Origin of the sequence: Nocardia sp. NPDC058480 (assembly GCF_042720495.1) — a bacterium.
In the GTDB taxonomy this organism is placed as follows: Bacteria; Actinomycetota; Actinomycetes; order Mycobacteriales; family Mycobacteriaceae; genus Nocardia.
Genome location: NZ_JBHXMN010000014.1, coordinates 14,710 through 29,176, shown reverse-complemented (window position 1 = coordinate 29,176; position 14,467 = coordinate 14,710). Strand labels below are relative to the sequence as shown.

Below are 14,467 nucleotides of genomic sequence, written 5' to 3'. Positions count from 1 at the left end.
GCGGCGTCTGCGCACCACCGCGGTGCGTGGATGCGCTATCAGCCTATCCACAGCCAACGCTGTCACACTGGCCGTGCCTGGCCTGGCTACGGCCGTACGCGAAGGGGCAGTTGGCGCGTCTCCGCCAGGTTGTCGCCAACACGCCGACGGAAGTCGTAGACCCCCTCTGTGCGTGGGTTTTCCGACTGGCGCCACAAACTTTCGTACCCGGGTACATGTGTCGTACTACGAAGAGTCATACTTACCCCGTGACGACCGCAGTAGGCACCCCAGGATCGGCCATTACTCAGCGTGTGCATTCGCTGAACCGGCCCAACATGGTCAGCGTCGGAACCATCATCTGGCTGTCGAGCGAGCTGATGTTCTTCGCCGGCCTGTTCGCCATGTACTTCGTTGCTCGCGCGCAGGCGCAGGGACATTGGCCCCCGGAGCCGACCGAGCTGAACATGACTCTCGCGATTCCGGTGACGGCCGTGCTGATCGCGTCCTCGTTCACCTGCCAGATGGGTGTGTTCGCCGCGGAGAAGGGCGATGTGTTCGGTCTCCGTCGCTGGTACACGATCACCCTGCTGATGGGCGCGTTCTTCGTCGCCGGGCAGGGCTACGAGTACTACCACCTGGTGGAGGAGGGAACTTCGATCGCCGGCAGCTCGTACGGCTCGGTTTTCTACATCACCACCGGCTTCCACGGCCTGCACGTGATCGGTGGTCTGATCGCGTTCGTGTTCCTGCTCGTCCGCACCACGCTGAGCAAATTCACCCCCGCCCAGGCCACCGCCGCGATCGTGGTGTCCTACTACTGGCACTTCGTCGACATCGTTTGGATCGGGCTGTTCGCGACGATCTACTTCGTCCGCTAGCGCGCGGCACACAGCATTTGCACAAGTCGGTTCCGTCTACTCCAAAGGGACACAGATGAGTTCATCTCCCCCGTCGGCCCCAGAGCCCGCCGGCCCCGGCGCCGGGCAGGCCGCACAGGCCGCCAAGGCGCGTAAACAGCGTCGCGCCCGCCGTCGTATCGCGGGTGCTCTCGCGCTGATGATCGGCTTGGTCGGAGCCGGCTTCCTGGCGACCGCGCTCACTCCGCAGGCGCAGGTCGCGACCGCGCACGAGGACCAGTCCGCGCTCATCCGCGAGGGCAAGCAGCTCTACGACACCTCCTGCGTCACGTGCCACGGCGCGAACCTGCAGGGTGTCGCCGATCGTGGTCCGAGCCTGATCGGCGTCGGCGAGGCCGCCGTCTACTTCCAGGTTTCCACCGGTCGTATGCCGATGGCCGCCAACGGCGCCCAGGCATTGCGCAAACCGCCGAAGTTCGACGCGCACCAGACCGACGCGCTCGGCGCCTACGTCGCAGCCAACGGTGGTGGCCCCTCGGTGATCCGCGACGCCAACGGTGAGATCGCCCAGGAATCGTTGCGCGGCGACGACATCGCCCGTGGCTCGGAGCTGTTCCGCATGAACTGCGCCTCCTGCCACAACTTCACCGGTCGCGGTGGGGCGCTCTCCGGTGGCAAGTTCGCGCCGCCGCTGGCCGAGGCCAACGAGCAGCAGATCTACCAAGCGATGATCACCGGCCCGCAGAACATGCCCAAGTTCTCCGACCGGCAGCTGTCGCCGGAGGAGAAGCGCGACATCGTCGCCTACGTCAGGAACTCCGCCGAGGAGAAGGCCCCCGGCGGCTGGGATCTCGGCGGTTTCGGTCCGGCCACGGAAGGCCTCGCCATCTGGGTTATCGGCATCACCGCCGTTGTCGGCGCCGCGATGTGGATCGGATCCCGATCATGAGTGGACAGGAGCACAGCGACATGGGTCGCGAACCCACCGAAGACGAACTGGACGCGATGACGCGTGACGAGCTGGTCGAGCTCGGCACCAATCGCGACGACGTCGATGTCGTCTACCGCAACGAGCGGTGGCCGGTGCCGGGCACCAAGGCCGAGAAGCGCGCCGAACGCGCGGTCACGTTCTGGTTCGCCATCTCCGGCCTGGCCGCCGCCGCGCTCATCGGTGTCTTCCTGTTCTGGCCGTGGGAGTGGAAGGGCTACGGCGATGAAGGCCATGCCGCCTACTCGCTGTACACCCCGCTCGTCGGCCTGACCTTCGGCATCTCGGTGCTGGTCATCGGCATCGCGGTCGTGCTGATCCGCAAGCGGTTCATCCCGGCCGAGATCTCCATCCAGCAGCGCCACGACGGCCCGTCGCCCGAGGTCGAGCGCCGCACCCTGGCGGCCGAGCTGGGCGACGCGCTCGAGACCTCCACCCTCGGTCGTCGCAAGATGATGCTCGGCACCGCGGGTGCCGGTGTCGGTGTGCTCGGTATCGGTGCCGCGCTGGTGTTCATCGGCGGCATGGTGAAGAACCCGTGGGCCAAGCGCGACAAGTCGCCGCTGTGGGTCTCGGGCTGGACCCCGGACTACCCGGGCGAGACCATCTACATCCGCCGCGACACCGGTCGCCCCAACGACATCGTCCTGGTGCGCCCGGAAGACCTGGACGCGGGCGCGATGGAAACCGTGTTCCCGTGGAAAGAGAAGTGGCGCGGGGATGCGCACGAGACCCTGCAGTCGCTGCGCGGTATCCGCAACGCGGTCATGATGATCCGCCTGCGCACCGAAGACGCGGAGAAGGCGATCAAGCGCAAGGGCCAGGAGAGCTTCAACTTCGGCGACTACTTCGCCTACTCGAAGATCTGCACCCATCTCGGCTGCCCCACCTCGCTGTTCGAGCAGCAGACCAACAGGATCCTGTGCCCCTGCCACCAGTCGCAGTTCTCGGCGACCGAGTGGGGTAAGCCGGTCTTCGGTCCTGCCGCCCGCGCGCTGCCTCAGCTGCCGATCACCGTCAACTCCGAGGGCTTCCTGGTCGCCGCGGGCGACTTCATCGAGCCGCTCGGCCCGGCCTTCTGGGAGCGTCGTTCATGAGCCAGGTAAACGAGTTGGACGAGCGGTATCGCGCCGCCGCGTTCATGAAGCGGTCGATCAACAAGGTCTTCCCGACCCACTGGTCGTTCCTGCTGGGTGAGATCGCGCTCTACGCGTTCATCATCCTGCTGCTGTCGGGTGTGTACCTGACGCTGTTCTTCGACCCGTCGATGACCCACGTGGTCTACGACGGCGCCTACCAGCCGCTGCGCGGTGTCGGCATGTCGCGGGCGTACGAGACCGCGCTGAACATCTCCTTCGAGGTGCGCGGCGGTCTGTTCGTCCGGCAGATCCACCACTGGGCGGCCCTGCTGTTCGCGGCGTCGATCATCATCCACCTGTTCCGCATCTTCTTCACCGGCGCGTTCCGCAAGCCGCGTGAGGCGAACTGGGTGATCGGCTCGCTGCTGCTGATCCTGGCGATGTTCGAAGGCTTCTTCGGCTACTCGCTGCCCGACGATCTGCTCTCCGGTACCGGCCTGCGTGCCGCGTTCTCGGGCATCACAATCGGTGTGCCGGTCGTCGGTACCTGGATGCACTGGCTGATGTTCGGCGGCGACTTCCCCGGCGACATCATCATCCCGCGCCTCTACATCGCGCACGTGCTGTTGCTGCCCGGCATCATCCTGGCGCTGATCGGCGCGCACGTCGCGCTGGTCTGGTACCAGAAGCACACCCAGTTCCCCGGACCGGCCCGCACCGAGCACAACGTCGTCGGCGCGCGCATCATCCCGGTGTTCGCCGCCGACCAGGGCGCGTTCTTCGCGTTCACCCTCGGCATCGTCGGCATCATGGGCGGTGTCCTGCAGATCAACCCGATCTGGAACCTCGGTCCGTACAACCCATCCCAGGTGTCGGCGGGTTCACAGCCCGACTTCTACATGATGTGGACCGATGGTATGGCGCGTCTGATGCCGCCATGGGAGCTCTACCTGGGTCGGTACACGATCCCGGCGGCGTTCTGGGTGGCGCTCGTCATGGGTCTGGTGTTCACGCTGCTGATCGCCTACCCGTGGATCGAGAAGCGGCTCACCAACGACCGCACGGCGCACCACAACCTGCTCCAGCGTCCGCGCGACGTGCCGGTGCGTACCGCGATCGGCGCCATGTCCATCGCGTTCTACGTGGTGCTCACGCTGTCGTGTGTCAACGACATCATCGCGCTGAAGTTCGACATCTCGCTGAACGCGACCACCTGGATCGGTCGTATCGGTCTGCTGTTGCTGCCGCCGATCGCGTACTTCGTGACCTACCGGTTCTGCATCGGTCTGCAGCGCAGTGACCGGGCGGTGCTCGAACACGGCATCGAGACCGGTGTGATCAAGCGTCTGCCGCACGGCGAGTACATCGAGATCCACCAGCCACTGGGTGGGGTCGACGCGCACGGCCACGCCATCCCGCTGGAATACCAGGGCGCCTCGGTGCCCAAGAAGATGAACAAGCTGGGTTCGGCGGGCAAGCCGGGCACCGGTAGCTTCCTCAAGGCCGACCCGAGGGCCGAGGGCGAGTCCTGGGCCGAGATCGAGGAGAACGAGGAGCACCGGATGCTCACCGTCCTCGCCGAGCAGCAGGCTATCGCCAACAACAGCGAGCCGTTCGGTCACTGACCTGACGTGTAGCACAAAGGCCCCGAGTCGAATTCGACTCGGGGCCTTCGCTGTTGTCCTAGAGGCGCGGGGTGCGCCGGTATGTCTCGATGGCCTCGAACTTGGCCAGGTTGTGGCGGGCGTCGGCGAGGGCGTCGTGCGCGTCGTCGGGGATGGGCGGCAGCGCCGGGCTGCCGTTGACAGCCCAGTGCTGGCGCAGTTCGTTGGTGTAGCGCGGCATGCCCTTGGGTAGCGCGGTCATGTCACCCCACAGCTGGCACAGCGCCACATGGTCGTAGGCGCCGACCCAGGCCCACAGCTCCGGCTGCACACTCGGCCGCGGCAGGAAGAACTTGAACAGGTCGTCGCGGATCTGTTCCCTGGTGCGATACAGCGGCGACCCGGCGGGCGGGAGCTTCGGCAGCACATGCTTACGGACCCACGGTCCCGCCCGCCCCGCATCGAATTCGGTGGAGACCGCATAGTATTCGCGCCCGTCCTCGCAGACGACGCCGATCGAGACCAGGTCGATCGTCGTGCCGTCCTCGATGAATTCCGAATCGTAGAAATATCGCAGGGAAATCGCCTCTTCGTGCCGGTGGGGTGCTCGTCCGACCGAAACCCTATGTCGACGGTCGGGCTGCCGGACGCACGGGTCCTGGTACTGCGAATATTCGCCCTCACAGCGAACCAACAGCTTCGCCGGGCAGGATGACCCGGGTGCGGGTGCTGGTGGTCGAAGACGAGACAGTGCTGGCCGACGCGATCGGCACGGGATTGCGTCGCTACGCGATGGCGGTGGACGTCGTCTACGACGGTGACGCGGCATTGGAAAGAGTGCCGGTGAACGACTACGACGTCGTCGTACTCGACCGCGACCTGCCCGGTGCCTCCGGTGACGAGGTGTGCCGCTGGATGATCGAGCACGGGGTGGACAGCCGGGTGCTGATGTTGACCGCGGCGACCGCGATTCGCGAGCGGGTCGCCGGGCTCGGGCTCGGTGCCGACGATTACCTGACCAAACCGTTCGCGTTCGCCGAACTGGTCGCGCGGGTACAGGCGCTCGCGCGCCGGTCCAGGCCCGCGACACCGCCGATCCTCACGCGCGCCGGCCTGCGTCTCGACGTGCACCGATGCGCGCTCACCCGCGATGGTGTGCCGATCGCCTTGTCGCGCAAGGAGTTCGCGGTGCTGGGTGAGCTCATGCGCGCCGACGGAGGTGTGGTGTCGACCGAGCAGTTGTTGGAGAAGGCATGGGACGAGAACATCGACCCGTTCACCGGCGTGGTGCGGTACGCGATCATGATGTTGCGACGCAAACTCGGGGAACCGGCGTTGATCGAGACCGAGCCGGGCATCGGCTACCGGATCCGATGAGTAGGTCGCGCTCGACCATCCGGCTGCGGTTGACGCTGCTGTACGCGGGGTCGTTCTTCGTGGCCGGTGCGGTGCTGATCGCGCTGATGTACTTCTCGCTCGAGCAGTGGCTGGAGCAGCGGCCCGTGGCGGCCACCCACATGATCATCAGCAAGCACCTGGCGCTGGGCGACCGGATGCCTGCCGCCGACCGGTTGGCCGAGGCCATCGTCGCGCAGGCCGAACAGGAGCGTCGCGAAGTCCTGCGGGCGATGCTGTTGACGTCGTTGACCGCGCTCGTTGTGGTCGGGATCGCGGCGGCGGGCTTCGGGTGGCTGCTCGCCGGGCGCGCGCTGGCACCGCTGCAGCGGGTCACCGCGACGGCACGCCGGGTCGCCGACCGCAGCTTGCACGAACGGATCGCACTGGAAGGGCCACCCGACGAGATCAAAGACCTCGCCGACACTTTCGACGCCATGCTCGAGCGCCTCGATCGCGCGTTCGACGGCCAGCGGCGCTTCGTCGCCAACGCGTCCCACGAGCTGCGCACGCCGTTGGCGATCAACCGCACCCTGATCGAGGTGGCGTTGGATCGGCCCGATCCGCCCGCGTCGCTGCGTCAGCTCGGTGAGACCTTGCTCGAGGTCAATGGACGGCACGAACGCCTCATCGAGGGATTGTTGCTGCTGGTTTCGAGCGAGCAATTGCTCACCGAACACCGGCGCTGCGATCTCGCCGATCTCGCCCGCCATGTGGCCGGGTCGAGCGCTGGTGCGGCCGCTGATGCCGGAGTGGCAGTGGATTGTTCGCTCGCCACCGCGCCGGTCGACGGCGACCCGATCCTGCTGGAACGGCTGGTACACAATCTCGTCGACAACGCGGTGCGCTACAACGTCTCCGACGGCCGGGTGCGGATCCGCTGCGAGAGTGCGGATGGATTGGTGCGGCTGGTGGTCGCGAACACCGGGCCCGTGGTGCCGGTTTTCGAACTCGACGGCTTGTTCGAGCCGTTCCGTCGCGCGTCCGCGATCACCCGCCGCGCCGACGAGCCCGGCGCGCGCCGGGGCGCCGGGCTCGGGCTTTCCATTGTCCGGTCGGTCGCGCACGCGCACGGTGGCTCCGTGCACGCGGCCGCCGATCCCGCCGGCGGGCTGATCATCACGGTGTCACTGCCCGCCGCCGGAACCCCGAACACCGGCCTCAGCCGATAGTTCGCGCGGGTGGGCGGCTCACGAACACGCGGTCACCGACCCGGGCGCGCGATCAGTAGTCGCCGCAGACCTCGAATACCTCGCGCATCGCGGCGTGCTGTCCGGTGTGCTCGCCGGTGTGCTGTCCGGCGTGTGCACCCTGGCGCTGCTGGATGACGATGCGCCGCTCCTCGGGCGTCTTCGACAGCAGTTCGGCGAGTTTCGCCCGATGCTCGGGGTGCTGCGCCATCTTCGCGGCGAGCTCGGGGGCGTGGGCGAGCGCGGCGGCCTCGATCTGTTCCAGTGAACAGGTTGTGTCGAGCATCGGATGCGACCGGTCGGCCGGTGCGGCGGCCGCCATGCCGATGGTGCCCACGGTGGCGAGTGTGGCGAGGCCGGTCACCAGCGCGGTGCGGACGGTCGTGCGTTCGGGCAGGTTCGTCTTCATCTTCGGTAGACCCTTCTGATCGTGTGGTCGCGGTGTCGTGACCGCATGCCAGTCCACCAACCTGCTCGTTTGCCCGGTGTGAGGAAGCGCTGACACGGCCGTACGGAGCGGCCCGGGGGTAGGCGCGGCCAGAGCAGGTCCGTATTCTGATCTGGTGACCTGGACCGTCGACGTACCCATTGACCGCCTGCCGGAACTGCCGCCGCTGCCCGCCGAGTTGCGCGGTCGCCTCGATGCCGCGCTGGCCAGGCCCGCCCTGCAGCAGCCGTCCTGGGATGCCGACGAGGCCGCCGCGATGCGGACTGTGCTCGAGAGCGTGCCACCGATCTGCCTGCCCGCCGAGGTGGAGGACCTCAAGGCGCAGCTGGCCGCCGTCGCGCGCGGTGAGGCGTTCCTGATGCAGGGCGGTGACTGCGCGGAGACCTTCGCCGACAACACCGAACCGCACATCCGCGGCAATATCCGCACGCTGCTGCAGATGGCCGTCGTACTCACCTACGGTGCGAGTCTGCCGGTGGTGAAGGTGGCGCGGATCGCGGGCCAGTACGCCAAGCCGCGCTCGTCCGACACCGACGCCCTCGGCCTGAAGTCCTACCGCGGCGACATGGTGAACTCGCTCGTCGCCGACGAGGCATTGCGTCGCCACGACCCGTCGCGACTGGTCCGCGCCTACGCCAATGCCAGTGCCGCGATGAACCTGGTCCGTGCCCTGACCAGCGCGGGCACCGCCGACCTGCACCGCCTGCACGACTGGAACCGCGATTTCGTCGCCCAGTCGCCCGCGGGCGCGCGCTACGAGACGCTCGCCGAAGAGATCGACCGCGGCCTGCGCTTCATGGCCGCCTGCCAGGTCAACGACCCGAGCCTGAAGACCGCGCGCATCTACGCCTCGCACGAGGCGCTGGTCCTGGACTACGAGCGTGCCATGCTGCGGCTGAGCGAGTCCGAAACGGGCGAACCGCTGCTCTACGACCTGTCCGCGCATTTCCTGTGGATCGGTGAGCGCACCCGTCAGCTCGACGGCGCTCACATCGCCCTGGCCGAACTCCTCGCGAACCCGATCGGCCTCAAGATCGGGCCGACCACCACGCCGGAGCTGGCCGTGGAATACGTCGAACGGCTCGACCCGAACAACGAGCCGGGCCGGCTCACCCTGGTCGCCCGCATGGGCAACGGCAAGGTGCGCGATGTGCTGCCCCCGATCATCGAGAAGGTGCAGGCCACCGGCCACCAGGTGATCTGGCAGTGCGACCCCATGCACGGCAACACCCACGAGTCGTCCACCGGGTTCAAGACCCGCCACTTCGACCGCATCGTCGACGAGGTCCAGGGCTTCTTCGAGGTCCACCACGCCCTCGGCACCCACCCCGGCGGCCTGCACATCGAGCTGACCGGCGAGAACGTCACCGAGTGCCTCGGCGGCGCCCAGGACATCTCCGACCTCGACCTCGGCGGCCGCTACGAAACCGCCTGCGACCCGCGCCTGAACACCCAGCAGTCCCTGGAACTGTCGTTCCTGGTCGCGGAGATGCTGCGCTGAATCAGCGGGACGAGCCCGGGGCGGTCAGCGAGGACCGCGCCCGGGCTTTTCTTTTTCCTTCTCGGGATCCTTACCCCTTCAAGGCAGGGCGGTGAGCGTCACGACGCTGCCCGCCTCCACATTCGAGTTGATGCCCGGTACCTGGCCGATCACCAGGGAACTGTCGGAATCGGTGAGGGACTTGACCTCCACCCGCAGGCCGAGCTGTTGCAGCTTGGAACGGGCATTGCCGACGGTCTGACCCATCGCATTGGGCACCTTCACCGCGTTCGACAGGATCAGTGTCACGGTGTCGCCCGATTGCAGGGTGGTGCCGACGGCGGGCTCGGTGGCGATCGCCTTGTCGCCCTCGACGTTCTTGTCGAACTGCACGCGCGTCTCGCGAACGACCAGGCCCGCGGTGGTCAGCGCGCTCGCTGCCTCCTCGGCGGTCTTGCCGCGCACATCGGGCACATTGACCGGCTGAGATCCCTTGCTGCGGTACACCTTCACCTGCGCGCCCATCGGCAGAATCGTGCCCGGCGCGGGCTCCACCTTCGCCAGTGAACCCTTCGGCGCGGTACTCGCCGCCTCACCGCTGTCGATCGGCTGCAGACCCGCATCGCGGATCGCCTGATTGGTCGCGCTGAGCTGGTCGCCGGGCTTGATATCGGGCACTCGCGGTTTGCCGTTCGAGATCAGCACCGCGATCGTGGAACTCTTGGTCACCCGCGACCCGGCCGACGGATCGGTGCCGACGACCCCGCCCACCGGAATCGTGTCGGAGGCCTTTTGCCGCAACGCCGTCTCGAAACCGGCCTCGTGCAGGACCGCGACGGCCCGCGCGGAGTCCATGCCCGCGATCGGCGGCACCGCGGTGTAGCGGCCGACGCCGAGCCACCAGCCGCCGATGCCGACCAGCAGGGTGAGCGCGGTGACGATGCCCACCCACACCAATCCCGTTCGGCGCGAATGATTGTCGCCACTGCCGAACGCGCTCGCCGCCGGTGCGGGGGAATACTCCTCCTGCCGAGGGCGCTGCGCGGTCACCACCCTGGTGTGGTGCGGTTCGGGTGCGTGGGAATGGTGTGCGGCGACAGGATGCGGGGTCGCCGGGCGCTCGCCGGGATGATGCGCGGCGCCGGTCTGGTAGCTCTCGCTGAGATGTTCGGCCGAGTCGCGCGGTGCGGGCACCCGATACGGCGGCAGGTTCAGCTCCATCGCGATCGTCTGCAGTTTCGCCGCCATCTCGTTGGCGTCGGCGAAGCGCTGCGCGGGGTCGCGGGAGGTGGCCTTGGCGACCAGGGCGTCGAATTCGGGCGGCACGCCACCGATGAAGTTGCTCGGCGCAGGCACGTCGTTCTCGACCCGCTGATACGCCACCGACAGCGAGTTGTCACCGCTGAACGGCACCCGCCCGGTGAGCAGCTCGAAGATGAGGACACCGAAGGCGTACACGTCACTGCGGGCGTCGGCGGTGCCGGTGGTGACCTGCTCGGGGGAGAGGTAGGCGGCCGTGCCGAGGATCACACTCGCGGAGGTGGTGTTGGCCGCGGCCACGGCGCGGACCAGGCCGAAGTCGGCGATCTTCACCTCGCCCGCGTCGGAGATCAGCACGTTTTCGGGTTTCACATCGCGGTGCACCAGGCCGGCGTCGTGGGCGGTGCCGATCGCGCGCAGCACCGGCTCGGCCACGGCGCGCACGGCGTGTGGCGGCATCGGCCCGCGTTCGCGCAGCAGCTCACGCAGCGTGCCGCCCTCGACCAATTCCATGATCAGGAACGGGTATTCGCCGTCGATACCCTGGTCGTACACCGCGACCAGCGACGGATGCTTGAGCTTGGCCACCGCCCGCGCCTCGAACTCGAAACGGCTGAGGAACTGCGGGTCGCCGGCGAACTTCGGATCCATCACCTTGATCGCCACGGGGCGATCGAGCCGGGTGTCTGTCCCACGGAAGACCATCGACATCCCGCCGCGGGCGATCGGCGCATCGATGCGATAGCGCCCTTCCAGCATCTGGCCGATCAAGTGATGTCCTCCGGCATTCAACCGGCCGCCGTGTGCGGCCACCACGATGGTAACCGGGTGGAGTCGGCATGCCAGACGATGCGTGCGCGCTGACACGTACTACCGTTGTGCGGGTGAGTGCCTTCCCCTGCAGCAACGACGTGCTGCCCGACACCGAAACCATCGTCTCGCTGCCCGAGGCGGCCGACATACTCGGCGTCCCGGTCACCTCGGTGCACCAATTGCTGCGTGACCACCAGGTCCTCGCGATCCGTCGCGACGGCGTCGCAGGCATTCCGTCCCGCTTCTTCGATTCCGAGGACGAGATCGTCCGCATGCTCCCTGGCGTGATCACCGTCATGCGTGACGCCAAGTACACCGACGAGGACATCCTCGGCTGGCTCTACACCGAAGACGACACCCTCCCCGGTCGCCCCGTGGACGCCCTGCACGGCCATTTGGCCCGCGAGGTAGTCCGCCGCGCCCACGCCGAACCCTTCTGATCCTCACACCGGATCGAGTTGCGTCGTAGCTGCCTTCGATCTCGTCGACGGCAGCTCGATCCGGCCTGACTGACAGTTCACGGTGCTGGACCGGCGACTAGCGGTGGCGGGTGGGGGTGGTCAAACCCTTGGCGGCGACCAGGATTCGGCGACGGTTCGGCACCGTGGCGCGGGTGGTGAAGACCTGATAGTCGGCTGCTTCGATGCGGTCGAGGATTTCGGCGTAGAGGGTGGCGGCGGTGGTGATCGCCGGGCGTACTCGGGGGGCGAGCAGGGCGATGCCGGGGACTGCTTGCCGGTAGATGTCGCGGTTGACGGCGATCAGGTGGGCCAGCGCACGGCGTAGCGGTGCGTCGGCGTGGCCACGATGGTGGCAGTCGCGCAGGTGGGCTTCGTCTACGCCGAATGCCCGCAGCTCGTCGGTGGGGAGGTAGATGCGGTCGCGGTCGAGGTCTTCGGCGACGTCGCGCAGGAAATTGGTGAGCTGGAAGGCTTCACCGAGGGCGCCTGCCGCGGGTTCGGCAGCGGCGACGGGGACGACGGTGCCGAGGACCGGAAGCAGTTGCAGGCCGATGGCAGCGGCGGATCCGCGCATGTACTCGCGGAGCTCGCTCATCGTGGCGTAGCGGGTGCGGTGGGTGGCCGTGCCGGGGACGTCCATGCGCATGGCATCGAGGAACGTCCAGATATGGGTGTGTGCGATGTCGTAGCGGGCGATGGTGTCGGCGGCCGCGGTGACGATCTGGTGGCGGCGCAGGTCGGTGGTGTCGAGGTTGCCCTGTTCCAGGGCTAGGCGCAGCTGCTTCTCGACCAGGTCGAGGTGCTGGGCAGGGGAGACGTCGGAGAGCAGTCCGAGATCCCGTCGGTCGTGCCGAGGAGCCGGGGAAAACTCAGCGAATGGACCGGCTTCCCGCGCATCGGCCACTTGCCGGGCGGTGTTGCTCCGGGCGACATCTTGCTGACCGAAGACGTGTCGGTCGGAGTGGGACCCGGGGGCATCCTGCGGGTCGAGGACGCGCGCGGGGTCATCGGCGTGATCGACGATGTCATCGACCATCCGCGCGAACGCGTACAGCGCGTGCACGGCCCGCCGGCGCTCCGGCGAGAGCAGCGTGGTCGCCAGGTAATAGGTGCGCCCGTGCTCGGCCGCGATCCGCCGACAACTCGCGTACGCAGCAGCCAGCTCGCCGGTCAGCGGTCGGGCACCAGCATCGGCAGCCACGTTCACGATCTCTCTCCGAAGCCGGGGTGCTCGACCGCTCATGCCCGAACTGGCGGCGCCGATTCCGTGGCAGCGGCCTTCGACCTGGCCGAACGCAGATGCAGCGGATCAACGGTACGCAGCGACACGGCCGCGACCACGGCGGCGAACGTCGCCAGCGCGACGTGCCAGAAGTTGTAGAGCCCGATCGACCCGTCCGGCTGGAACACCAGCATCAACCAGGTGCAGATCCCTACCAGCCACATCAACGTCGTGGTCGACAGCGCGAACGCGGCGGCCAGCGCCAGCGGCCACGAGTAGTACCAGGGCAGCGCGGCGGGCGAGAGCAACACGATCGCGACGAAGGCGATGATGATGCCCATCACGGCCTCACGTTCACTGTGCCGGAACCGCCACCAGGTCGCGACGAGCAACACCACCATGGCGATCTGGCACAGCGGGCGGGTCACTTCCAGCACCGAGTCGTGAGCCAGCGGGGTCACCCAGGTGACCATGTGCGCGAGAATCGTGGGCAGCGAAAGCCAGTTGATGATCTTGTTCGAACCCTGCAACGCGGTGACCCAGCCGAAGCCGACGCCCGCGATCACCGACGCCGCGCCGAACACCAGCGCGAATACGCCCACGCCGATGCCGGCGATCTTGGCGAAGACGAACAGCGGGTGCGGCATATCCGCGGACGGTCGGGCAGCGTCGGGGTGTCGCTGTTCTTCGGTGAGCGCGGCATCGGAATCCACCGCCACTCGACGCTCGGCAGCTCGGCGTTCCTTTTCGTGCAGAATCCAGATCCACACCAGGAACGGCAAGGCGACGCCTGCGGTCGCCTTGATCGCGACGCCGATCGCGACCACCACGATGCCCGCCACATGGTGGCGTTCGAGCACCAGCGCGACGCCCGCGCACATCAGCCCGACCATCAGCATCTCGTTGTGCACGCCGCCGATCAGGTGGACCAGCACCAGCGGGTTGAGCACCGCCAACCACAGCGCCACCGTCGGCTTACCGCCGAGATGCTTGGTCAGATACGGCACGGCCCACATCATGAGCGCCAGCCCGGGCAGCATCGCGAAGCGCAGGGCGATGGTCCCGGCGATCACATTGTCGCCGGTGATCGAGGTGATCGCGCGGCCGATCAGCAAGAACACCGGCCCGTACGGCGCGGTGGTGGTGGTCCAGACCGTGCTCACGTTGTCCAGCAGCACGCCCGGATTTGCGACGGGCCCCACCTGATAGGGGTCGAAACCGTCGCGTAGCAGCGCGCCTTGGGCGAGGTAGGAGTAGACATCGCGGCTGAACATCGGCGCGGCGAACAGCAGCGGCGTGATCCAGATTCCGACGGTCGCCCGCAACTCGTTGAGGGTGACCGTCGGGTCGCCCTTGCCGATGGTGATGCGACCGAGGCGAACCCACGCGGTGATCATCATCAGCACGCCGACCCAGATAACGATCATCGACAGCGCGTACCCGTGGCCGAACCGCAGCCAGGACAGGTGTAGCGCCTCGAGGAGCGGGTCGCGTTTGCGGACGGCGCCCGCACCGAAGCCACCGAAGGTGATCATCATGGCGCCGAAGAATCCCATGAGGGCCGCGTGGCCTTCTGGGCTCCGGGCGAACTCGCCTGCGGTGCGCAGCCAGGTCCGGACGCCGGGATCGGCCCCAGTGGGTAGGTGACGCTGGCGCTCGATAGTGCGCGTGTTGTCCATGGTGCCTAC

Annotated in this window: 13 protein-coding genes; 8 read left to right on the top strand and 5 right to left on the bottom strand. The window is 67.5% G+C overall.

Features of this window, described 5'->3' with window-relative positions:
* The first annotated feature begins 248 nt into the window (after positions 1-248).
* The 4 genes from ACFWO8_RS26120 to ACFWO8_RS26105 are packed head-to-tail and all read left to right on the top strand — an operon-like array spanning position 249 to position 4,531.
* Positions 249-860, top strand: coding sequence for a heme-copper oxidase subunit III (locus tag ACFWO8_RS26120; RefSeq protein ID WP_378964094.1), 612 nt, complete (start codon positions 249-251; stop codon positions 858-860).
* Positions 861-915: 55 nt separating this feature from the next.
* On the top strand, positions 916-1,788 hold the full coding sequence (locus tag ACFWO8_RS26115; protein ID WP_378964090.1) for a c-type cytochrome: 873 nt from the start codon (positions 916-918) through the stop codon (positions 1,786-1,788).
* On the top strand, positions 1,785-2,924 hold the full coding sequence (locus ACFWO8_RS26110) for a ubiquinol-cytochrome c reductase iron-sulfur subunit (protein WP_378964085.1): 1,140 nt from the start codon (positions 1,785-1,787) through the stop codon (positions 2,922-2,924). The genes ACFWO8_RS26115 and ACFWO8_RS26110 overlap by 4 nt, the downstream gene beginning before the upstream one ends.
* Positions 2,921-4,531, top strand: coding sequence for a cytochrome bc complex cytochrome b subunit (locus ACFWO8_RS26105; protein ID WP_378964082.1), 1,611 nt, complete (start codon positions 2,921-2,923; stop codon positions 4,529-4,531). Before ACFWO8_RS26110 ends, ACFWO8_RS26105 begins: the two co-directional genes overlap by 4 nt.
* A 58-nt stretch (positions 4,532-4,589) precedes the next feature.
* Here the strand turns inward: ACFWO8_RS26105 and ACFWO8_RS26100 are convergent, their stop codons facing one another.
* Positions 4,590-5,087, bottom strand: coding sequence for a polyadenylate-specific 3'-exoribonuclease AS (locus tag ACFWO8_RS26100; RefSeq protein WP_378921815.1), 498 nt, complete (start codon positions 5,085-5,087; stop codon positions 4,590-4,592).
* A 143-nt stretch (positions 5,088-5,230) separates the two neighbouring features.
* On the opposite strand from ACFWO8_RS26100, the gene ACFWO8_RS26095 reads away from it, so the two are divergent.
* Together ACFWO8_RS26095 and ACFWO8_RS26090 are read left to right on the top strand one after the other, a co-directional pair.
* On the top strand, positions 5,231-5,887 hold the full coding sequence (locus tag ACFWO8_RS26095) for a response regulator transcription factor (RefSeq protein WP_378964077.1): 657 nt from the start codon (positions 5,231-5,233) through the stop codon (positions 5,885-5,887).
* A complete protein-coding gene (locus ACFWO8_RS26090) occupies positions 5,884-7,077 on the top strand; it encodes a sensor histidine kinase (RefSeq protein ID WP_378964070.1) in 1,194 nt (397 codons plus the stop codon). Before ACFWO8_RS26095 ends, ACFWO8_RS26090 begins: the two co-directional genes overlap by 4 nt.
* Before the next feature lie 52 nt (positions 7,078-7,129).
* On the opposite strand, the gene ACFWO8_RS26085 is transcribed toward ACFWO8_RS26090, so the two are convergent.
* Entirely contained in the window at positions 7,130-7,504 is a 375-nt protein-coding gene (locus ACFWO8_RS26085) for a hemophore-related protein (RefSeq protein WP_378964067.1), read from the bottom strand.
* A 154-nt stretch (positions 7,505-7,658) separates the two neighbouring features.
* Between ACFWO8_RS26085 and ACFWO8_RS26080 the strand changes: the two genes are divergently transcribed.
* The gene (locus ACFWO8_RS26080; protein ID WP_378921718.1) at positions 7,659-9,044 is read left to right on the top strand and encodes a class II 3-deoxy-7-phosphoheptulonate synthase; all 1,386 of its coding nucleotides are present in this window, start codon (positions 7,659-7,661) and stop codon (positions 9,042-9,044) included.
* Between the two features lie 78 nt (positions 9,045-9,122).
* Here the strand turns inward: ACFWO8_RS26080 and pknB are convergent, their stop codons facing one another.
* Positions 9,123-11,042, bottom strand: coding sequence for a Stk1 family PASTA domain-containing Ser/Thr kinase (gene pknB / locus ACFWO8_RS26075; RefSeq protein ID WP_378964667.1), 1,920 nt, complete (start codon positions 11,040-11,042; stop codon positions 9,123-9,125).
* Between the two features lie 125 nt (positions 11,043-11,167).
* On the opposite strand from pknB, the gene ACFWO8_RS26070 reads away from it, so the two are divergent.
* Positions 11,168-11,536, top strand: coding sequence for an Rv2175c family DNA-binding protein (locus ACFWO8_RS26070; RefSeq protein ID WP_378964056.1), 369 nt, complete (start codon positions 11,168-11,170; stop codon positions 11,534-11,536).
* A 97-nt stretch (positions 11,537-11,633) separates the two neighbouring features.
* On the opposite strand, the gene ACFWO8_RS26065 is transcribed toward ACFWO8_RS26070, so the two are convergent.
* Positions 11,634-12,758: a phytoene/squalene synthase family protein gene (locus ACFWO8_RS26065; protein WP_378964663.1), complete on the bottom strand. Its 1,125-nt coding sequence runs from the start codon at positions 12,756-12,758 to the stop codon at positions 11,634-11,636.
* Positions 12,759-12,796: 38 nt separating this feature from the next.
* Positions 12,797-14,458, bottom strand: a complete 1,662-nt coding sequence (locus tag ACFWO8_RS26060) for an alpha-(1->6)-mannopyranosyltransferase A (RefSeq protein ID WP_378964049.1) — start codon at positions 14,456-14,458, stop codon at positions 12,797-12,799.
* Positions 14,459-14,467 lie beyond the last annotated feature (9 nt).